Origin of the sequence: Streptomyces siamensis, assembly GCF_039543605.1 — a bacterium.
Classification (GTDB): Bacteria; Actinomycetota; Actinomycetes; order Streptomycetales; family Streptomycetaceae; genus Streptomyces; species Streptomyces siamensis.
Genome location: NZ_BAABKB010000032.1, coordinates 134,565 through 154,507 on the forward strand (window position 1 = coordinate 134,565; position 19,943 = coordinate 154,507).

Here is a 19,943-nt window from a genome sequence, read left to right on the forward strand (position 1 = left end):
AGCGTCCCGGACCGGGACGCCCGGACCGGGACGGACCGACCCGGACCTGGATCGAGCCGGACCTGCCGCGCGCGCCCGTGCGCCGTGGGGTTGTCGGTGCCGGATGGCACCCTGGACGTATGCCGGAACTGCCCGAGGTCGAAGCGCTCAAGGACTTCCTGACCGACCATCTCGTCGGCCGCCAGGTGGTGCGGGTGCTGCCCGTCGCCATCAGTGTCCTCAAGACGTACGACCCTCCGGTCACCGCCTTCGAGGGACGCGAGGTCACGGCCGTGCACCGGTACGGCAAGTTCCTCGACATCGAGGCGGACGGCCTGCACTTCGTGACGCACCTGGCCCGAGCGGGCTGGCTGCGCTGGCAGGACACCCTGCCCGACGGGCCGCCCCGCCCCGGCAAGGGCCCGCTGGCGCTGCGGGTGGCGCTGGAGACCGGCGAAGGCTTCGACCTCACCGAGGCGGGCACCCAGAAGCGCCTCGCGGTGTACGTCGTGGACGACCCGGCCGGGATCCCCGGCGTGGCCCGACTCGGTCCCGACCCGCTCGCCGACGACTTCGACGCGGCCCGCCTCGCGGCACTGCTGTCGGGGGAGCGGCGCCGGCTCAAGGGGGCGCTGCGCGACCAGAGCGTGATCGCGGGCGTGGGGAACGCGTACAGCGACGAGATCCTGCACGCCGCGAAGATGTCGCCCTTCAAGCTCGCCTCCTCGCTGACACCCGAGGAGACGGGACGGCTGTACGAGGCGCTGCGCTCCACCCTCACCGAGGCCGTCGAGCGGTCCCACGGGCTGGCCGCCGGGCGCCTCAAGGCGGAGAAGAAGAGCGGGCTGCGGGTGCACGGCAGAACGGGCGAGGCCTGCCCGGTGTGCGGGGACACCATCCGCGAGGTGTCCTTCAGCGACTCCTCGCTCCAGTACTGCCCGACCTGCCAGACCGGCGGCAAGCCGCTGGCGGACCGCAGGATGTCGCGGCTGCTCAAGTGACGACGTCCACCGGGGGCTCCCGCCCGGGGCTCCCGGCGAGCGCACGGCGTGGTCAGCGGGGCTTGAGGGTCACCAGGTGTTTGCCGTCGGTCGTGCGCACCTCGAACTGGCGGATGTCCTCGGGCCGCATCGCCGCGCCGCCCTGCATGCTGGTGGTCCTGCCGTCGTTCGGCGGCTCCATCCAACTGGTCACGGTCTGCTCGGAGCCGTCCATGCCGACGACGACCAGCTGACAGGCGCGCGGCCCGCCGCTGTCCTTGACCTGGACGTCGACCTCGCTGCCCCACACCCGGTCCTGGGTCGTGACCTGGGCCCACACCCCGGTCCGCGTGTCCGTCGCGGAGATCTGGTCCGAACGCGGCTCGTGCGAGCTGACGATCGCGATCGCGGGACCGCCCACCGCGAGCACCACGGAGGCCGCCACGGCGTACAGCCAGCGCCTGCGCCCGGTGCGGTTGCGGGCGGCCACCTCGCCGAGCAGCCGGTCGAGCAGCCGGGGCCCGGGTGCGGCGAAGGGATGCACGGAGCGCGGGGTGGCTCGTCGGTACAGCATCAACTGCCGTGTGGCGGGGCGGAACTCACTCACCTGCGCCGAGCACTGGGGGCACTCCATGAGGTGATCCTCGAAACGGAAAGCCTCCGCCTCGTCCAGCACGCCGAGCGCGTAGGCGCCGACGTCGCGATGCCGTTCCAGGGACCTCATACCGAATACCGAATCCTCGTGGCCATGGTGCGGGGTGGGGGTGGTGTTGCTGTTGCCCACCGATACGCACCGGACCGGCGAATCATTCAAGACTCGTCCGGAATCGCGGACAAGACCTTCGGAGCGGGAGGCCCCGCGGATTGGTGCGAGCCGAAAAAACTTGCCCGCGGGTGTGGCACCGCCGTCTCGGCGGTGTCCCGGCGCCGTCTCAGAAGAGGTGGATCGCCAGATGCCCGAGCGGCAGCCCCAGCCGCCAGGCCGGCGTCCACACCTTCGGGCCGTCGTCCTCGCCGGGTACGGAACCGCCCCCTGGCACCGCGTCCAGGTCGGGCGCGAGCAGTTCGGTCTCCTCCAGCCAGCGCCAGGCCGCGGCCGCCAGCTCCAGGTCCGGGGCGGGAGCGCCGGACGCGGTCGCCTCGGCGGTCCGCCGCGCCATGTGCTCACGCACCCAGTCCTGCCACGGCTGGTCGTACGCCGTCAGCGAGAGCCAGGTGTCGAGCTGGGTGACGACCCGGATGCCGGAGAGTTCGTCCCCGCTGTCGGCGAGGTAGATGGTCAGCGCCAGGGCGTCGCGCCCGGCACGGAACTCGAAGGACGTGGGCGGCATCAGGTCGCCGGTCCGCAGCAGCTCGTCGGCGATGTACTCGGCGTACAACCAGGCCATAGGGACGGTGAGTTCGCCACCGCCGGTGCCGTCCGTGCTCTCTTGACCTCTGTGCAGCATCCCTTCCTGCCTTCCTCCGGTACGTGCGCGTCGCCCGAACCCGGGCCCCCAGTCCGGAACACGGATGAGGCAAGCTGATTGCTCAACCATGGTCCTCAGCAAGGCGCTTTACGGAGGTTTGACTCAGCCCACGGTTTCACCGCAGGTCGGCCGCGTATCCCGGAAGGACTCGGCGCAGGGCGCGCAGCGCGTAGTACGCGCGGGACTTCACGGTACCGGGCGGAATCCCCAGCGTTGCGGCGGCCTCCGCCACACTCGCCCCCTGGAAGTACACCAGCACCAGGACTTCACGGTGCTCCGGAGTGAGTGTCTTCACAGCCTCCCGTACGTCGAGCGTCGCCGCGGACCGTTCGGCGTGATCGGCGCAGACGCGCGCGCTCTCCAGCACCGCGTCGCCGACCTCGGCCGGGCGCGCCTGACGGGCCCGCCGGGCGTCTATCGCGAGCCGCCGTCCGACGGTGAGCAGCCAGGGGCGTACGGAGTCGAAGTCGTCGGCGCGCAATGCCTCGGGATGCTGCCAGGCGCGCACGAGCGTCTCCTGCAGCAGATCCTCGGCGCGCTGCCGGTCGCCGTCGGAGAGGCGGAGCAGCAGGGCGAAGAGGGGCCGGCCGTGCTCGCGCTGAAGCGCGGCCAGCTCGTGCTCGGCGGTCGTCCCGTGCGTGATGGTGGTGGTTCCGGCCGTCATGGCCCGTATGCCAGCGCGATGCGCGCCGCTCGGACAGGCCGGGCACATGGTTGTGCGGTGGGCGGTCGAAGCCGTCGGTGAACGGTGCGCCGAACGGTCAACCGGGTCCGGAGCGGCGCTCGCCGAACGGTCGCGCGAGCCCGGGGCCGGGGCCGCGTCCGCCGGACTGTGGCCCGCAGTCGCGGCCGGGGTCGAAGCCGGAGCCTCGGCCCGATCCGGAGCCAGAGGCAAAACCAGAGCCAGAGCCAGAGGCAAAACCAGAGCCAGAGCCAGGGGCAGGGGCAGGGGCAGAGTCGGAGTCGGAGTCGGAGTCCGGGCCGGGTGTGACGGGTGCCCGTCCCCGGCGCTCCTTCGCCCTGACGGGCCCGTCCCGGAGCGCCGGACGGGCTACCGGCGTGCGTTGCTCCTTGACTCCCGACGTCCCCCATATGTGGATTCTTCTCAATTCATATCTGTTCATAAGGAAATCCGACTGCATCGGGGCGATTCGATGAACGCACGCACACGACGGACCACCCTGGCCCTCGCGGCCGTGGTCGTCACGGCTCTCGCGGGCTGCCAGGCCCGGCACCAGGCCCCCGGGGCCTCACCGTCCGGGCAGTCGTCGGGACAGCCGGCCGCGCCGTCGTCCGGGCATCCGGCGGCGCCCGCGCCCCGGACAGGGTTCACCCTCGTCGCCTCCGGCGACATGCTGCCCGACACCTCGATCATCGAGCGCGCGCAGTTCGACGCGGGGGGCCTGGGATACGACTTCCGGCCCATGCTCGCGGGGGCCGGACCCGCGGTGTCCGGCGCCGACCTGGCGATCTGCCACTTGAACGCGGTCTACGGCGAGGGCGGCGACGCGTCCGGCTCCCCGGCCCTCAAGGCGCCCCCGCAGATGGCCGACGCGCTGGCCGCGACCGGCTACGACGGCTGCTCCACCGCCTCGGACCACAGCCTGGACGACGGCGCCGACGGCATCCGGCGGACCCTGGACGCGTTCGACCGCGCCGGCCTGCGGCACGCGGGGTCGGCACGCACGCAGGAGGAGGCGAAGAGCGTGACCATGATGCGCGCCGGCGACGCCCAGGTCGCGCACCTCGCCTACACCGCCGGCCCGAAGGGCCGGTCGCTGCCCGAGGGGCAGCCCTGGGCGGTCGACCTCCTCGACCGCGACAAGATCGTCGAGGACGCCCGGGTGGCCCGCAGGGCGGGCGCCGACGTGGTCGTGGTGTCCCTGCACTGGGGCACCGAGTGGCAGGACGCGCCGGACGCGCAGCAACTGAAGCTGGCCAAGCAGCTCACGGCGTCCCGTACCGACGGGCGGGCGGACATCGACCTGATCCTCGGCACCCACGCGCACGTCCCGCAGGCGTACGAGAAGGTCGACGGCACCTGGGTCGTCTACGGCCTGGGCGACCAGATCGCCGGCGAGACGGACAACCGCGGGGTCCGGGACCCGCGGGGCAACGAGAGCACGATCGCGCGGTTCACGTTCGCGCCGCCGGCGCACGAGGGCGAACGCTGGCCGGTGGCCAGGGCCGAGTTCGTCCCGCAGGCGTTCGACGTGGACGCCGGCCGCGTCGTCGACCTCAACGCCGCCCTGCGGCAGGGCGCCGACGTCGGCGACATGCGCGACCGGATCCGGGACGTCGTCCTGAGCCGGGGTGCGGCCCAGGCCGGGCTGGTCATGGCGCAGTGATCCCGCGCGGCCGGGGCGCCGAACGCCGGCGGCCGGTCTACGGGACGACCGTGACCGGCCAGCGGCCCGCCTTCACCAGCCGGATCGCCACCGAACCGATGATCCGGTGTCCCGCCTGCTCGGACGCCCCGACCACCACGGCGTCCGCCTTCAGTTCGTCCGCTGCCTTCACCAGGCCGTTGTAGGGATCACCGCGGAAGGTGTGGAACTCCCAGCGCACCTCGAATATCCCCTTGACCCGCTCGGTCGCGTCACGGATGTACTTGACGAGGTCCTCGGCGATCTCGTCGGTCGTCTCCGCGACCGGCACGCCGAGCGCCGCACCCGCCGCCATCACCGGCTGGACGTAGACGACCGCGAGGAGCGCACGCTGCCGTCTGGCCAGGCCTCCGGCATATGCCGCCGCGCGGAGCGACGAGTCGGAGCCGTCCACACCGACCAGGATGACCTTCGGCCCGTCCGTGCCCCGCTCGAACTGATGCGGCTCGGACTGAGGTGAGTGCTGCTGTTCCGTCACGGCCTTGAGGTTATCGGAATCTGCAGGTCCGAAGGCCGTACGAGACCGAGGGATCTTGCCCGGCCGGCGCAGCGGACCGAGCCCGCCGGACGAGGCGGACCGGCACGCCGGGGCCCGGCAGCCGCGCCACGGTCAGGAGCCGCAGCTTCCCAGGCGGTCCCGAGCCGCTCGGTCGAGGACGGGACCCGAGGCGCGCGGTGCACGGAAGGCAGGGCGTCCGGCGACTGGAGGACGTCCGCCGGGCGGCCCGACGGGGCTCGACGGGCGGGGGTGCGTCGGCCTTCCTACAGTCGGAACCATGAGTGCCACCGTGGAGGCCCGCCCGCCGAAGGACTCGGCGGGCGCGGCGAGGCGGCCCGGGGGAGGCTTCCTCGACAGGGTGCCGGAGGGCTTCGCCACCTTCTTCGGAGCCCTGGGACTGCTCTGCGTCCTGCTCGCCTTCTTCGCGCCGCTGCGCAGGCTGCTGCGGCCGGTGGTGCGCTTCCTGGACCTGCTGATCGTGCCCGTCAGCGCCAACCTCGCGTACGCCGTGTTCCTCTTCCTGCTGGCCGCGGCGATCGCCGCCCGCAAGAAGATCGCCTGGTGGCTGGTCGTGGTCTACTTGGGCCTGCTCGTCCTGGTCGACATCCTGGGCGTCGCGGCGGGTCTGTTCGCCCAGTCGATCCCCTCCCTCGTCGTCTGCGCACTGCTGCTGGCGCTCCTGATCGTGGCCCGCGGCGCGTTCTACGCCGACTCCCGGCACGGCGCCGTCCGGCGGGCCCTCGTCGTCCTGCTGGCCGGGCTGGCCGTGGCGATCCTGGTGGGCTGGGGCCTGGTGGAGCTCTTCCCCGGCACTCTGCCGCGCGGGCAGCGACTGCTCTGGGCGGCCAACCGGGTCTGCGGCGGCCTCGTCTCCGGGCAGTCGTTCGACGGACGTCCGCCCCGCTGGCTGTTCTTCCTCCTCGGGCTGTTCGGCGCCCTCGCCCTCCTCAACGCCGCCGCCACCCTCTTCCGCTCCCAGCGCCTGGAAGCGGCACTGCGCGGCGACGAGGAGTCCCGCATCCGGGCACTGCTGCGCACCTATGGAGCGGACGACTCCCTCGGCTACTTCGCCACCCGTCGCGACAAGGCGGTCGTCTTCTCCCCGAGCGGCAAGGCCGCCGTCACCTATCGCGTCGAGGCCGGCGTCTGTCTCGCCAGCGGCGACCCCGTCGGCGACCGTGAGGCGTGGCCGCACGCCATCGGTTCCTGGCTCGACATGGCCCGCCGCTACGCCTGGGCGCCCGCGGCCATGGGCGCGTCCGAGGAGGGCGCCAAGGCGTACGCCCGTTGCGGCCTCGGCGCCCTGCAACTCGGCGACGAGGCGATCCTGCACGTCGCCGACTTCGACCTCGGCGGCCGGGAGATGCGGGTCACGCGCCAGGCGGTCAACAGGGTCCGGCGCGCCGGCGCCACCTGCCGCGTACGCCGTCACTCCACCCTCACCGACCAAGAGATGAGACAGGTCGTCGACAAGGCGGACGCCTGGCGCGACACGGAGACCGAACGCGGCTTCTCGATGGCCCTGGACCGGCTCGGCGACCCCGCCGACGGCGACTGCCTGCTCGTCGAGGCGCTGGGCGCCGACGGCCGGCTCCTCGCGCTGCTCTCCTTCGTGCCCTGGGGACCGGACGGCATCTCCCTCGACCTGATGCGCCGCGACCGCAGCGCACCCAACGGCGTCATGGAGTTCATGGTCGCCGAACTGTGCGCGGTGGCCGGAAAGTTCGGCGTACGACGGATCTCGCTCAACTTCGCCGTGTTCCGCTCGGTCTTCGAGGAGGGCGCCCGCATCGGTGCCGGCCCGGTGCTCAGGCTCTGGCGCCGGCTGCTGCTGTTCTTCTCCCGGTGGTGGCAACTGGAGGCCCTGTACCGCTCCAACGCCAAGTACCACCCGCAGTGGTACCCCCGCTTCATCTGTTACGGCGAGACCGGCGCCCTCGCGCGGATCGGCCTCGCCTCCGGCATCGCCGAGGGCTTCGTCTCCGTGCCGTCGCTGCGCAAGCTCTGGGGCAACGGACACCCCCGCGGCGCACCGGTGCCCGCCACCGCCGAGGGCCTGCCCGCGCCGTCGGCCCCCGGGGCGGGCGGTACGGAGGAAGCCGGGGCGGAGGAGCCGTACCAGGGCCTGCCCGAGCAGGTCCGGATCCGCCACCGGACCCTCGACCGGCTCCGCGCCGAGGGCACGGACCCCTACCCGGTGGGGGTCCCGTCCCGCACGCACACCCTCGCCGACGTCCCGCAGGGCACCGACGTCACCGTCGCCGGCCGTGTGATCCTCGTACGCGACTTCGGCGGCGTCCTGTTCGCGGTGCTGCGCGACTGGTCCGGAGACCTTCAGATCGCCCTCACCCGGGCGGAGTCGGGCGCCGCGCTCGACCGGTTCCGCAAGGACGTCGACATCGGCGACCACATCACCGCGAGCGGTCTCGCAGGCGCCAGCGACCACGGCGAGCGAACCGTCTTCGCCACCTCCTGGCAGCTCACCGGCAAGTGCCTGCGCCCACTGCCGGACAAGCGCCGGGGACTCGCCGACCCCGAGGCGAAGGTCCGCCGCCGCTACCTCGACCTGGTGTCCAGCCCGGACGCCCGCTCCGTCGTGCGGGCCCGCTCCACGGCCGTACAGGCTCTGCGCCAGGGCCTGCTCGACCGCGGCTATCTGGAGGTCGAGACGCCGATGCTCCAGCAGATCCACGGCGGCGCCAACGCCCGGCCCTTCACCACCCACATCAACGCCTACGACCTCGACCTGTATCTGCGCATCGCGCCCGAGCTGTACCTGAAGCGGCTGTGCGTCGGCGGCCTGGAGAAGGTCTTCGAGATGGGCCGCACCTTCCGCAACGAGGGCGTCTCCTACAAGCACAACCCCGAGTTCACGATGCTGGAGGCCTACCAGGCGTTCGCCGACTACGACGTGATGCTCGACCTCGCCCGCGAGCTGATCCAGGACGCGGCCACCGCCGCCTTCGGCACGCCCGTGGCACGCAAGGACGGCACCGAGTACGACATCTCCGGGCCCTGGCCCGTCAAGACGGTGTACGGCGCCCTCTCGGAGGCCCTGGGGGAGCAGGTCGATGCCGGCACGCCCCTGGCGACGCTGCTGCGGCTGTGCGACCGTGCCGATGTGCCGTACGGACCGAAGGACTCGCGCGGCGACGTCGTGCTGGAGATGTACGAACGGCTGGTCGAGGAGCGGACCGGGCTGCCCACCTTCTACAAGGACTTCCCGACCGAGGTCTCCCCGCTGACCCGGCAGCACCGCGTCGACCCGCGTCTCGCCGAACGCTGGGACCTCGTCGCCTTCGGCACCGAACTGGGCACCGCCTATTCCGAGTTGACCGACCCCGTGGAGCAGCGCCGGAGGCTGACCGAGCAGTCCCTGCTGGCCGCCGGGGGAGACCCGGAGGCCATGGAGCTGGACGAGGACTTCCTGGACGCCCTGGAGTACGCGATGCCGCCCACCGGGGGTCTCGGCATCGGAGTCGACCGGCTCGTGATGTTCCTGACCGGTCTGACGATCCGCGAGACGCTGCCGTTCCCGCTGGTGCGCCGCCGCTGAAATGGTCCCATCGGGTGTTTTCGTGGGTCCGCACCGGTGTTGCTCAGCCGCGCCGCCCCTCCACGGGGTGACTCATGAGTCATGAAAAAGGATCAGCTGTTCACCCGGCGCCGTATGTTGATCGCCGGTGCTGCCGTCCTGGGTGCGGCGGGGGCGGCGGGCACGGCCCGAGTCCTGACGGCCGAGCCGGCCGCGCGACCGGCGAGTGTCCCGCTCGGCCAGGGCCCGCAGTTGCGCACGGCGCTCAAGCCCTCCGCCTTCCGCCTCCAGCCGATGGCGGGATACGGGCCGCCTCGGCACCGGCCGGTGAAGACCGCCGTCCGCCGCGAGCCGATCCTGCAGATGTCCGGAAGCGGCCGCCGCATGGTGCTGACCTTCGACGACGGTCCGGACCCGCGGTACACCCCGCACATCCTGAGCACCCTGCGCGAGTACGACGTGCGGGCCATGTTCTTCGTGTGCGGGGAGATGGCCGTCGACAACAAGGACCTGCTGCGCGAGATGGCCGACGACGGCCACATCGTCGGCAACCACACCTGGACCCACCCGCAGCTGACCGAGCTCTCGCGTTCCGCGATCCGCCGCGAGATCGAGCGCACCTGCGAGGTCATCGACGACGCCTACGGCGAGCCGCCCGCCTGGTTCCGCGCACCGTACGGCGCATGGAACCGGAACACCTTCAAGATCGGTGCCGAACTCGGCATGGAGCCGCTGGCCTGGACGGTCGACTCGCTGGACTGGACGACCCCGGGCACCCGCACCATCGTCGACCGGGTCGAGGAGGGCGCCGCCCCGGGCGTCGTGATCCTCTCGCACGACGCGGGCGGTGACCGTTCGCAGAGCGTGCGGGCGCTGCGCGAATACCTTCCGCATTTGCTGGACTCCGGCTACCACATCACCGTGCCGCACCGGAAATTCGTGTAGAGACGGCATGCGGGCATTCGCCCGCCCGGCCGGGAACGCTCAGCGAACCTCGACCAGGCGGGCGAACACCACGACATTCCCGTCGTAACCGTGCTGCTTGGAGAAACCGCCGCCGCAGGTGATGACCCGCAATTCCGGGGTGCCCTTGCTGCCGTACACACGGTCGCCGGGGAAATTGCTCTTCTCGAACACGTCGACGCCGTACACCTCGAACACGGCCGTCTTCCGGTCCTCGCGCAGGACCTCGACCTTGTTGCCCTTCTTGAGCGCCCCCAGTCCGTAGAAGACCGCGGGGCCCTGCATGTTGTCCACGTGGCCGACGATGACCGAGGTGCCCTTCTCACCGGGCGAGACCGCGCCGGTGAACCAGCCGGCCAGGTTCGGGTCGTCCGGGGGCGGCGCGTCGACCCAGCCGCCGATGTCCAGGCCCACCGGCACGGTCGGGGCGTCGACCTGGATCGCCGGGATCTTCACCCGCTGCACCGAGGAGAACGGCAGGCCGGACGGCCCGTTCGAGAAGGTGCCGGCCGACGTGCGGCTGTCCGCCGCGGCCGCCGAGGCGGGTTGCGGGGGACCCACGTCGAACTCACCGGAGCCGTTTCGAATGAGTGCGAGGCCGGTCAGCAGAACAAGCGCTATAACGCCCCAAGGGGCGCGCTTCCTCCGCCTCTCCTCCTCTTCGGCCAGTTCGGACGCAAGCATTCGCCATCCCCTCTCGACGTGGCCGTCGCCACGTCCGTCGAGCATATGAGAACGCTAATTCCAGCACGGCCGTCCGGCGACGGGACGCGAGCGAACGGGTGGCGGAGTACATCGGTCGTGAGCCATCCGAGTCCCCGGGACCAGGAATTTTCTGACGGTCCGTGACCTGCGGCAATATCCGATTGTGTGGAATTCCTTCGGCGTGTCCTCTCACCAGGACGGACCATTCTCGAAATGCGGGCCCGTGCCCCGCATCTGAAGGTCGGTCTGGGAGGCGCTGTCTCGCCGATCCACCGGGGACGGTTCCCGGGGCGTCTTCCGCGGAGGATCACATGCGCAACGCACGCGCCCTGGCGGCCTCGGCCGCCGCGGCCGCACTCCTCGGGACAGTCGCCCCGGCGGCTCTCGCCGACGGTATGGGCGGCGGCACGGGCACCCAGAACGGCACCATCGTGGGCGGCGGCACGGGCAACCAGAACGGCACCATCGTGGGCGTCGTGCCCGGCACCGGCGTCGTGCCGGGCAACGGCTTCGTGCCGGGGTTCAACTACGGATTCGGCAACAACAACGGGTTCAACAACAACTACGGCTTCAACAACGGCTTCAACAACAACTACGGCTTCAACAACAACCACGGGAACAACAACGGCTTCAACAACAACAACGGGTTCGACAACAACCACGGGGGCAACAACGGCTTCGGCAACAACAACGGGTTCGGCAACAACCACGGGGGCGGCTCGCGGAACATCGTCGCCCAGCCCAACGTCATCGCAGCCGGGGGCCGGCTGACGGTGACGGTCGACGGATGCCGCAACGGCGGCACCATGACCTCGCCCGGATTCGGGCGCGCCACCCTCGCCCGGGTCCCCGGCAACAACGACACGGCGAGCGGAACGGCGACCGTGAACCGTGACGCGCGCCCCGGCCCGTACGACATCACCGTCAACTGCGTCGGTGTGGGCGCGCTGACCCGCCCGAACGCCTACACCGTCATCGGCGGTGTGCGCGGTGGCCTCGGTGGCAGCACCACCGGTGCGGCGCCCGCCGACATGGCGATCGGCGGCGGTCTGGTGGCCTCGGCGGTGATCGGCGGCGGCGTCTTCTGGCTGCGCCGCAGGTCCGAGAAGAAGATCTGACCGGCGTCCCCCGGAAGAGAACCGGTCCCGTCCCCCTTCGGAGACCGTCCGTCCTCCTCCGGGACCCGTCGGCCCGCGCGGAGACCGCATGTGACAGCCCTCCGCCCCGGATGCCCCCGACAGGGCGGCCGGGGCGGAGGGTCCTGCCGCTCCGGCCGTGGGGCCCTCGGAGCCCGTCATGAGTTGTCGGGCGTGGCGCGGCGGCGCGCCACGTACCACGCGGCGCCGATGGAACCGGTGACGAGAGCCGCTCCCAGGCCGATCTCCCGGAGGTCGAAGCCGTCGCTGCTGCCGCCGACACCGGCGTCGACGCCCTGCTGCGCGGGGACGGTCGTCACGTCGGCCGAACCGCCGCCCGCGATGGCGAGGTCCGTGTGACCGGTCGTGCCGCCGCAGGAGAACGTCACCTCGTACACGGCACCCGGCTTGGCGTTCCGGTCGACCACGACGGTGGCGGACGACTGCGCCGCGGGGATGCTGACGGTGTCGAAGACGCCCGAGGAGACCGTGGCCGCGCCGCTGCAGCCGCCGCTGTCCCGCTTCAGCTGGAGCGAGACCTGGCCGCCCGCGACGACCGTCGAGGGCTGGACGGCGAAACCGAACGGCGTGATGTTCGAGTCGCTGCCGTCGTCGGCGAGCGCGGCGGGTGCCGTGCAGGCCAGGAAGGTCACGCCGAGCAGTGCGGCCGACGCGACGCGTATCGCGTGCATGGTGAAGCCTCCGGGTCCCGAGGAGCCTCGCTGCGGACCGTTCCGCTCGCGTCGGAAATGCGCCTCGACGGGACGAAACGCTAGGAAAGGGTGCGCACGGGCGCGATCGCAGTCGCGCGAACGGGTCAGTCGTGTGGGCCGAACGGGGGATGACGTACGTACGGCCGGGGGACGGGAGCGGCGTGGCTCCCGGCCTCCGGCCGCGTGGTGGTCGTCGGGGTTCCGTCACCCGGTCAGGTGCGGGAACAGTGCGGTGAACGGCTCCGCCGAGGCGGCGATCCCTCTGCTGTAGGGCGCGTCGAAGTCCCAGATCAGGAAGAGCAGGAAGGCGATCAGCGCGGAGAACAGCCCGGCGAGGATCAGTTCCCGGGCGGTGCGCCGGATCTGCAGCGCGAACACCATCCCGACGGTCACCAGGGCGCCGGTGATCAGCCCGAACCACACCACGCCCGGCATGGTCGCCCCGGTCGCGTCGGCGCGGGCGTTGCGCGCGGCGTCCGCCGCCGTGACCTGGTCGACGAGCGGCTGGTAGGCCTGGGCCTCGAAGTCCGACTTCGGCTCGTAGTCGGTGACGTCCTGGCGGATGCGGTCGAGGAGCCGGCCGCCCTCGGCGGTCATCCGGCCCTTTTCCATCGCCTTCCACTCGGTCGTGACGACGTGGCCGGCATAGGCGTTGACGTCGTCACGGACGCGGTCGCGCACCTCGGGCGGATAGACGCGGACCCGTTCCGAGATCTCGTGCAGGGCCTGGGCCTCCGCCTGCACATGGTCCTGCGCGGCGCCCCGGGCCTCCCAGACACCCGCGATGGCCAGCCCGAGGACGATGGCGTACACCACGCCGATCATCATCGTCATGTACTCGATGACGTCCGGTGTCTCGGACGGATCCTCGTCCTCGCGGGCCCTTCGATGGCGCACGAGGACCACGATGAGTACGACGACGCACGCGGCCGCCATCGCGAGGGCGAGAACAAGCCAATCCGACAAGGTTGCCTCCTGGGGGGTCAGCGCGGGCGCAGCGCCGCGACGGCGAGCACCGCGGGCGCGGTGATGAGCAGGGTGAGCGAGACGAGCGACGGCCCACTGCGCGGTGGGTGCTTGTGCGGCGCGGCGTGGTACGCCGGATAACTCACCGGCGTCGGCGACGGCTCGGGGCGCTCGGGCGGCGGCTTCGGCGCCGGCGGGGGAGCGGGCCGTCGCACCACGGGCCGTGGCTCCGGCGCGGGAGGAGGCGGGGGCGGCGGAGGCGGTGGGTCCGGCTTCGGGGGACGCGGGGGTGCCGGCTTCGGCGGAGGCGTCGGTTTCGGGGGCGGGGTGGGCTTCGGCGTGGGTGTCGGAGTCGGCGTGGGTGTGGGCGGGCAGGGCGGCGTCGGCGTGGGGGTCGGGCACCAGGCGGTGTCCCCGGCCACGGCGACCGCGCCGCTTCCCGCGGCGGCCACCGCCGTGGTTCCGTCCGGGCCGGTCGAGGCGTACGCACAGGCATCGGCCGAGGCCGTGCCGCTCGGCGCCCCGGCGAGGATCCAGGTGAGCGTCAGCAGCGTCAGCACCCGTATGACGAGGGCGGATCGGGTCCGCGGAGGTCCATGCACGACCGAGATCATGGAGCGATCGCGGCCCGGCCACGCCGGAGTGCCGGGGGAATGCCCCGAAGGGGGGACGCCTGCCCTGTCGCGGTTTGACGGCGGGGAGGGGCGGCCCGGACGGGTCCGTACAGGTGCGCCAGGGCGGCGCGGGCGGGGCGGGCGCACCGGGTCCGCACGCCCGCGCCCGAACACGGGCGGAGCGCGCCGGTGACATGCGCGCTCGCGCGCCGGAGCGCACACCGCGTCACAGGTTCCGGAAAGAATTTTGTGAGCCGGTTGAACACTCCCGCCACCCCCGCCCGTACCTAGGGCCATGCGCGGCGCAGCAGGGCGCTGCAACACTTATGCGAACAGCGGGAGTTACCAATGAAGACCTCCTGGCGGAGCGCCTCGCTCGTAGCGACAGCTGCGGCCGTGCTGGCGCTCACGACGGCGTGCGGTCAGGATCAGGGCGCCCAGTCGACGGGCAGCCAGAACGTGGGTGCGACCGCCGCCGCGGGTGATTACGGGACCGGCACCACTGTCGGCAACGGCTACGGCGCCGATTCCAAGGACCAGCAGAGCGCCGCGGCCCAGGCGGAATCCGCAGGTCAGCTCGATGTCACCGAAAGCACGAAGCTCGGCAAGGTGCTCACCGACAGCGCCGGCTTCACCCTGTACCGCTTCGACAAGGACACGGCCGAGCCGCCCAAGTCGAGCTGTGACGGCGACTGCGCGAAGGCCTGGCCGCCCGTGCCCGCCGAGGGCGCCGAGGCGGCGACCGGTGTGGACAAGGCCCTGCTCGGCGAGGTGACCCGCTCGGACGGCACGAAGCAGCTGACCATCGGCGGCTGGCCGATGTACCGCTATGCAAAGGACACCAAGGCCGGGGACACCAACGGCCAGGCCGTCGGCGGGACTTGGTACGCCTCCGCCCCCGACGGCAAGAAGGCGACGCTGGCCGACCTGCCCGGCCTCTCCGTCCACAAGGATCCGAAGCTCGGCGACATCATCGTCGACAAGAACGGCATGACCGTCTACCGATTCATGAAGGACCAGGCCTGGCCCGTCTCCAAGTCGGCCTGCACCGGTGCCTGCCTGGAGAAGTGGCCGGCCGTCGCGCCGGTCGCCGAGAACGACACCAAGGGCGTCAAGAAGAAGGGCCTCATGCCCTTCACCCGCCCGGACGGCATCAAGCAGATGACCGTCAACTGCTGGCCCATCTACACCTTCTCCGGGGACAAGGCTCCCGGTGACACCAACGGTCAGGGCGTGGGCGGCACTTGGTACGCCGTCGCCCCCGACGGAAAGCCGGTCGGCGCGCAGAAGTAGTTGATCACCTCCCCAGGGTCGATCGTCTCGCCCAGAGAACAACGGAACGCGGAAGGGAGTGGACGCAGACAGGCAAGTGTGCCGGACCAACGGAACAGCGCGCGCGACCTCGGTCCGCCCCCTCCGCACCGCAACGGAGGGGGCGGACCGTTCGGCGTGCCCGTGCCCGTGCCCGTGTCCGTGCCCGTGGCGGTGCCGGTGCGGCCGGTCGGGCGTGCTCGGGCAGCACACGGAGGCGGCCGATCGGCACCGGGTGTCGGCGGAGTCCGTGCGCCGAAGGAAGTTGACGGAGTCCGTCCGGATTTCAAAGATTTCCGTGATCTCCGGCCGACGGTGAATGGCCGTCGGTGCAGCGGCCGATCACCGCGACTCTTCGGACGGCGCGACCACGCTTCGTCACTCCTCCGAGCTTTTTGGAATGCTTCGGAGCGATTTCGCAGGGGCGGCGCACCGCTTGTTCGTGAGCGGTTCGCGGGACGTCAATTCGGCACTTGCCGGAGGCAGTGACCGGGAACGGATGGTCAATTTCCGTTTTGGCTCGCCCGTTTGGCGGGCGATCAGTAGCCTCAGCTCGAACACCGGATCGCCTACGCCGTCGCCTACGCCTTGGAGAGATAGATGGAGCGTCCCGCCTGGGCCCCCCGCAGCATTGACATCTCGATGCCGAGCGTGTCCCGTATGTATGACTACTACCTGGGCGGTTCGCACAACTTCGAGGTCGACCGGGAAGCGGCACGCAAGGCGATGGAGTTCATGCCGGGACTTCCCAAGATCATGCAGGCGAACCGCGCGTTCATGCGCCGTGCCGTGCGCTTCGCCGCGGACGAGGGCATCGACCAGTTCCTGGACATCGGTTCGGGCATTCCCACCTTCGGAAACGTCCACGAGGTCGCCCAGTCGGCGAGGCCCGGCGCACACGTCCTCTACGTCGACCACGACCCGGTGGCCGTCGCGCACAGCGAGGCCGTACTGCGGGACAACGACGACGCGGACGTCCTCGCCGCCGATCTGCTCAAGCCCCACGAGATCCTGGCGAGCCCTCAGCTCCAGCGGCTGATCGACCTGAACCGGCCGGTCGCCCTGCTTCTCGTTGCCATACTTCACTTCGTGGAAGACGCGGACGACCCGTACGGAGCGGTGGCGGAGCTGCGCGACGCGCTCGCGCCGGGCAGCCTGCTCATCGTCACGCACGCCTCGTACGAGGGGATTCCGCTCCCGCCGGAGCGGGCCGAAGGCGCGGTCGACGTCTACAAGAACATCCGCAATCCGCTGATCATGCGCTCGCGCGAACAGATCGCGCGGTTCTTCGAGGGGTACGACATGGTGGAACCCGGACTGGTGCCGATGCCGGACTGGAGGCCCGACACGGCACCGGAGGACGAGGATCCCTATTCCTTCTCCGGGTTCGGCGGCGTGGGGCGCACCGCGTGACCGCCGAGCCGGACGGGCCGGAAGACAGACTGCGCCGGTTCGCGACGATCTGGAGCCGGGCGGTGTTCCCGGTGACCTCGACATCGCTGACCCGGCCCGAGTTCGAACAACTGCTGGTCCCGCTGGCCCGGCGGCTGAGCGACGCGCTGCGGGCCCGGACCTTCGAGGCGGCCGAGGGCCATGCGGTCGGCGCCGCGCTCGTGGCCGCACACTGCACGGACCCTGAGGCGCTCAGCCGCGCGCTCGACTGCGTCGACGCCTATCTGGTGCTGTACTGCGGAGAGGACGGGCCGCAGGAGGCGCTGCGGACCCGGTCCGCGCGGCTCCAGCACGCCATGGCCGCCGGTTTCGCGCAGGCCCTGCGGGAGCGGACCCTCGCCGAACAGGAAGCCATCTCCCGGGCGGCGCTGAGCGCGAGGAGCGCGGTGGCCGAGGCGCTGCACGCCAGCGAGGCCCGCTTCCGCGCGGTCTTCGAAGGCGCGGCCATAGGAATCGGCATCGCCGACCTGGAGGGCAACGTCCTCCAGGTCAACGGGGCGCTGCTGCGCATGTTCGGCGGCTCCGAGCAGCTGATGCTCGGCCGCAAGGTCCCCGAGTGGACCCACCCCGAGGACGCTCCCCAGGTCTGGCGGCTGTACGAGGAACTGGTCCGCGGCGAGCGCGAGCACTACCACGTCGAAAAGGCCTTCTACCGGCCCGACGGCACGGCCCTGTGGACCAATCTGACGGTCTCCCTGCTGCGCGACGCGGACGGCGAACCCCAGTACCAGCTGGCGCTGATGGAGGACACCACCGAGCGGCGGCTGCTCAATCTGCGGCTGCGCTACGAGGCCACGCACGACGCGCTCACCGGACTGCCCAACCGCACCCTCTTCTTCGAGCGCCTGGAGAAGGCGTTGTCCGCGGGCGACGGCCAGCGCTTCGGCCTGTGCTACCTCGACCTCGACGGCTTCAAGACCATCAACGACAGCCTCGGGCACGCGGCCGGGGACCGGCTGCTCGTCGAGGTCGCCGACCGGCTGCAGTCCTGCGCGACCGCCCCCGGCGAGATGGTCGCCCGGCTCGGCGGCGACGAGTTCGTCGCGCTCACCACCGGCCCCGGTACCGAGCACGAGGTCGACGAACTCGCCGGGCGGATCATGAACGCCCTCGTCACGCCGATCAGCATCGACGGCCGCGAGCTGACCGTGCGCGGCAGCATCGGCATCGTCGAGGGACCGGCCGGGGAACGCGGTCCCGCCGAGGTGCTGCGCAGCGCCGACATCACGATGTACCGGGCCAAGTCCGCGGGCGGCAACCGCTTCGAGCTGGCCGACCCCGAGGCCGACGCCCGCGCCATCACCCGGCACGGACTGACCACCGCGCTGCCCGCGGCCCTGGACCGGGGCGAGTTCTTCATCGAGTACCAGCCGCTCGTGCACCTCGGCGACGGCAGTGTCCGCGGCGCCGAGGCGCTGGTGCGCTGGCTGCACCCGCAGCACGGCGTCCTCGGCCCCGACCGGTTCATCCCGCTCGCCGAGCACACCGGCCTGATCGTGCCGCTGGGCCGCTGGGTCCTGGAGCAGTCCGTGCGCCAGGCCCGCGCGTGGCAGGAACGCCATGGCGGCGCCGGCCCGCTGCGGATCAACGTCAATCTGTCGCCGTGCCAGCTGACCCACCCCGGCCTGGTGCAGGACACGGTCGACATCCTGGAGCGCGAGGGACTCGACGCCGACGCGCTGTGCCTGGAGGTCACCGAGTCCGCGCTGATCGGCGCCGACGACGACCTGTTGAAGCCGCTGCGCCGGCTCGCCGAGATGGGCGTCGACATCGCCCTGGACGACTTCGGCACGGGCTACTCGAACCTCGCCAACCTGCGCCGGCTGCCCGTGAGCATCCTCAAGCTGGACCGATCCTTCACCCAGGGCATGCAGCAGTTCCCCGCGGACCCCGTCGACCTGAAGATCGTCGAGGGCATCGTGTCCCTCGCCCACTCCCTCGACCTCGCGGTCACGGTCGAGGGCGTGGAGACGGGCGCGCAGGCCGAACAGCTTCGGATACTGGGCTGCGACACCGCCCAGGGCTGGTACTACGCCCGCCCGGGACCGCCGGAGCGGCTGCACGAGCTGGCGCTGGTGGACGCCACGGGCTGAGACCGCGCGCGTGCCGTGGTCTTCTGGAACGGGGCGGCCAGGTGCGGGCGCCCCGACTCCCGGCACACCCCCACGGGCAGGAGCTGAGCGGCATGGGCAAGGAACTCGAGGGCCGGACCGCCGTGGTGACCGGTGCCAGCAAGGGCATCGGGCTGGCGATCGTCGAGGCGCTCGCCGGCGCGGGAGCGAGGGTCGTCGCCGGATCCCGGACCACGACGAAGGAACTGGACGCGCTGGTCGAGCAGGGCTCGGTCGTCTGGGTCCCGGCCGACCTGGCCGAACCGGACGCCGCCGAGCGCCTGGTCGCCGCCGCGGACGGGCGGATCCACGTCCTGGTGAACAACGTCGGCGCCGCCCCGGCCCGTACCGGCGGCTTCCTGTCGGTGACCGACGAGGACTGGCAGCGCGTCGTCGACCTCAATCTGCTGACGGCCGTACGGGTCACCCGGGCCGCCCTGCCGGTGATGCTGGACGCGGGCGAGGGTTCCGTGGTGACGGTCGCCTCGGTCAACGCCACCCTGCCCGACCCCCTGGTGATCGACTACAGCGCGAGCAAGGCCGCCCTCGTCGCCTTCTCCAAAGCGCTGTCGAAGGAGGTCGGGCCGCGGGGCATCCGGGTCAACACGGTCAGTCCGGGGCCGGTGGAGACCGAGCTGTGGCTCGGTGGCGACGGAGTGGCCGCGACCGTCTCCTCGGCCGCCGGGATCACGCCGGACGACGTCGTCGCACAGGCCTCCGCCGCCACGGTCACCGGCCGCTTCTCGCTGCCCTCGGAGGTCGCGGAGACCGTGCTCTTCCTGGCGGGCGACCGCGCACGCAACATCACCGGAAGCGACCTGGTCATCGACGGAGGGTTCATTCCCACCCGGTGACCGCTCGGTGGGCGTGCCCCGCCCGCCGGCCCCGCGGGCCCGTCCTCGGCCGGTGACGGACCCGGCCGCTGCGCAGCTGGGCCAGTTCCTGCACCTCGTGCCGGGCCGTGTCCGCGTCGGCGGGGATGCGCCGGGTCGGCGGCAGCGCCGCCCCGGCCGCCGACCTCGCCCGCCTGACTTCGGCCGGTGACCGCCCCGCAGGACCGCCCCGCCCGCCGACCCCCGCGGTCCTGCCGCGGCCGGGCCCGCCTCCGGGCGGCAGGTCCGCC

16 protein-coding genes and 2 pseudogenes are annotated in these 19,943 nt (G+C 71.7%); 9 read left to right on the forward strand and 9 right to left on the reverse strand.

The annotated features are described in order from the left end of the window. The first annotated feature begins 119 nt into the window (after positions 1–119). Positions 120–980, forward strand: a complete 861-nt coding sequence (locus tag ABEB03_RS34175; RefSeq protein ID WP_345656736.1) for an Fpg/Nei family DNA glycosylase — start codon at positions 120–122, stop codon at positions 978–980. Positions 981–1,032: 52 nt separating this feature from the next. Here the strand turns inward: ABEB03_RS34175 and ABEB03_RS34180 are convergent, their stop codons facing one another. From ABEB03_RS34180 to ABEB03_RS34190, 3 genes are all read right to left on the reverse strand, one after another. Next, a complete protein-coding gene (locus tag ABEB03_RS34180) occupies positions 1,033–1,683 on the reverse strand; it encodes a zf-HC2 domain-containing protein (protein ID WP_345656737.1) in 651 nt (216 codons plus the stop codon). A 208-nt stretch (positions 1,684–1,891) separates the two neighbouring features. Then, positions 1,892–2,407 (reverse strand): hypothetical protein, encoded by a 516-nt coding sequence (locus ABEB03_RS34185; protein ID WP_028798764.1) that lies wholly within the window; start codon positions 2,405–2,407, stop codon positions 1,892–1,894. Positions 2,408–2,543: 136 nt separating this feature from the next. Further along, positions 2,544–3,092, reverse strand: a complete 549-nt coding sequence (locus ABEB03_RS34190; RefSeq protein WP_345656738.1) for a sigma-70 family RNA polymerase sigma factor — start codon at positions 3,090–3,092, stop codon at positions 2,544–2,546. A gap of 490 nt (positions 3,093–3,582) precedes the next feature. On the opposite strand from ABEB03_RS34190, the gene ABEB03_RS34195 reads away from it, so the two are divergent. After that, the gene (locus ABEB03_RS34195) at positions 3,583–4,776 is read left to right on the forward strand and encodes a CapA family protein (protein WP_345656739.1); all 1,194 of its coding nucleotides are present in this window, start codon (positions 3,583–3,585) and stop codon (positions 4,774–4,776) included. A 37-nt stretch (positions 4,777–4,813) separates the two neighbouring features. On the opposite strand, the gene ABEB03_RS34200 is transcribed toward ABEB03_RS34195, so the two are convergent. Further along, a complete protein-coding gene (locus ABEB03_RS34200) occupies positions 4,814–5,293 on the reverse strand; it encodes a universal stress protein (protein WP_095938018.1) in 480 nt (159 codons plus the stop codon). A gap of 298 nt (positions 5,294–5,591) precedes the next feature. Between ABEB03_RS34200 and lysX the strand changes: the two genes are divergently transcribed. Together lysX and ABEB03_RS34210 are read left to right on the forward strand one after the other, a co-directional pair. After that, a complete protein-coding gene (gene lysX / locus ABEB03_RS34205) occupies positions 5,592–8,870 on the forward strand; it encodes a bifunctional lysylphosphatidylglycerol synthetase/lysine--tRNA ligase LysX (protein WP_345656741.1) in 3,279 nt (1,092 codons plus the stop codon). 81 nt (positions 8,871–8,951) lie between these two features. Continuing rightward, on the forward strand, positions 8,952–9,794 hold the full coding sequence (locus ABEB03_RS34210; protein WP_345656742.1) for a polysaccharide deacetylase family protein: 843 nt from the start codon (positions 8,952–8,954) through the stop codon (positions 9,792–9,794). A gap of 39 nt (positions 9,795–9,833) precedes the next feature. On the opposite strand, the gene ABEB03_RS34215 is transcribed toward ABEB03_RS34210, so the two are convergent. Next, a complete protein-coding gene (locus ABEB03_RS34215) occupies positions 9,834–10,496 on the reverse strand; it encodes a class F sortase (RefSeq protein ID WP_345656848.1) in 663 nt (220 codons plus the stop codon). Between the two features lie 746 nt (positions 10,497–11,242). Between ABEB03_RS34215 and ABEB03_RS34220 the strand changes: the two are divergent. Continuing rightward, positions 11,243–11,635 (forward strand): annotated as a pseudogene (locus ABEB03_RS34220) (hypothetical protein); the annotation flags it as partial. Between the two features lie 176 nt (positions 11,636–11,811). On the opposite strand, the gene ABEB03_RS34225 reads toward ABEB03_RS34220, so the two are convergent. The 3 genes from ABEB03_RS34225 to ABEB03_RS34235 all read right to left on the reverse strand — a co-directional run bounded on the left by ABEB03_RS34225 (position 11,812) and on the right by ABEB03_RS34235 (position 13,550). Then, positions 11,812–12,345 (reverse strand): hypothetical protein, encoded by a 534-nt coding sequence (locus tag ABEB03_RS34225; RefSeq protein WP_345656743.1) that lies wholly within the window; start codon positions 12,343–12,345, stop codon positions 11,812–11,814. A 225-nt stretch (positions 12,346–12,570) separates the two neighbouring features. Next, positions 12,571–13,332, reverse strand: a complete 762-nt coding sequence (locus ABEB03_RS34230; RefSeq protein WP_345656744.1) for a bestrophin-like domain — start codon at positions 13,330–13,332, stop codon at positions 12,571–12,573. Between the two features lie 17 nt (positions 13,333–13,349). Further along, positions 13,350–13,550, reverse strand: coding sequence for a hypothetical protein (locus tag ABEB03_RS34235; RefSeq protein ID WP_345656745.1), 201 nt, complete (start codon positions 13,548–13,550; stop codon positions 13,350–13,352). Between the two features lie 744 nt (positions 13,551–14,294). Between ABEB03_RS34235 and ABEB03_RS34240 the strand changes: the two genes are divergently transcribed. The 4 genes from ABEB03_RS34240 (at position 14,295) to ABEB03_RS34255 (ending at position 19,674) form a co-directional block, all read left to right on the forward strand. Continuing rightward, a complete protein-coding gene (locus ABEB03_RS34240) occupies positions 14,295–15,239 on the forward strand; it encodes an SCO0930 family lipoprotein (protein ID WP_095938024.1) in 945 nt (314 codons plus the stop codon). Positions 15,240–15,857: 618 nt separating this feature from the next. Continuing rightward, positions 15,858–16,670, forward strand: a complete 813-nt coding sequence (locus ABEB03_RS34245) for an SAM-dependent methyltransferase (RefSeq protein ID WP_345656746.1) — start codon at positions 15,858–15,860, stop codon at positions 16,668–16,670. Next, entirely contained in the window at positions 16,667–18,802 is a 2,136-nt protein-coding gene (locus ABEB03_RS34250) for a putative bifunctional diguanylate cyclase/phosphodiesterase (RefSeq protein ID WP_345656747.1), read from the forward strand. Before ABEB03_RS34245 ends, ABEB03_RS34250 begins: the two co-directional genes overlap by 4 nt. A gap of 92 nt (positions 18,803–18,894) precedes the next feature. Beyond that, positions 18,895–19,674, forward strand: coding sequence for an SDR family NAD(P)-dependent oxidoreductase (locus tag ABEB03_RS34255; RefSeq protein WP_345656749.1), 780 nt, complete (start codon positions 18,895–18,897; stop codon positions 19,672–19,674). Positions 19,675–19,729: 55 nt separating this feature from the next. Here ABEB03_RS34255 and ABEB03_RS34260 read toward each other — a convergent pair. After that, positions 19,730–19,834 (reverse strand): annotated as a pseudogene (locus tag ABEB03_RS34260) (LysR family transcriptional regulator); the annotation flags it as partial. Positions 19,835–19,943: the final 109 nt, after the last annotated feature.

Coding starts and splice junctions, on each gene's coding strand:
- ABEB03_RS34215 (WP_345656848.1), bottom strand. CDS start 10,496: ATGCTTGCGTCCGAACTGGCCGAAGAGGAGGAGAGGCGGAGGAAGCGC.
- ABEB03_RS34255 (WP_345656749.1), top strand. CDS start 18,895: ATGGGCAAGGAACTCGAGGGCCGGACCGCCGTGGTGACCGGTGCCAGC.
- ABEB03_RS34180 (WP_345656737.1), bottom strand. CDS start 1,683: ATGAGGTCCCTGGAACGGCATCGCGACGTCGGCGCCTACGCGCTCGGC.
- ABEB03_RS34190 (WP_345656738.1), bottom strand. CDS start 3,092: ATGACGGCCGGAACCACCACCATCACGCACGGGACGACCGCCGAGCAC.
- ABEB03_RS34240 (WP_095938024.1), top strand. CDS start 14,295: ATGAAGACCTCCTGGCGGAGCGCCTCGCTCGTAGCGACAGCTGCGGCC.
- ABEB03_RS34245 (WP_345656746.1), top strand. CDS start 15,858: ATGGAGCGTCCCGCCTGGGCCCCCCGCAGCATTGACATCTCGATGCCG.
- ABEB03_RS34195 (WP_345656739.1), top strand. CDS start 3,583: ATGAACGCACGCACACGACGGACCACCCTGGCCCTCGCGGCCGTGGTC.
- lysX (WP_345656741.1), top strand. CDS start 5,592: ATGAGTGCCACCGTGGAGGCCCGCCCGCCGAAGGACTCGGCGGGCGCG.
- ABEB03_RS34185 (WP_028798764.1), bottom strand. CDS start 2,407: ATGCTGCACAGAGGTCAAGAGAGCACGGACGGCACCGGCGGTGGCGAA.
- ABEB03_RS34210 (WP_345656742.1), top strand. CDS start 8,952: ATGAAAAAGGATCAGCTGTTCACCCGGCGCCGTATGTTGATCGCCGGT.
- ABEB03_RS34175 (WP_345656736.1), top strand. CDS start 120: ATGCCGGAACTGCCCGAGGTCGAAGCGCTCAAGGACTTCCTGACCGAC.
- ABEB03_RS34225 (WP_345656743.1), bottom strand. CDS start 12,345: ATGCACGCGATACGCGTCGCGTCGGCCGCACTGCTCGGCGTGACCTTC.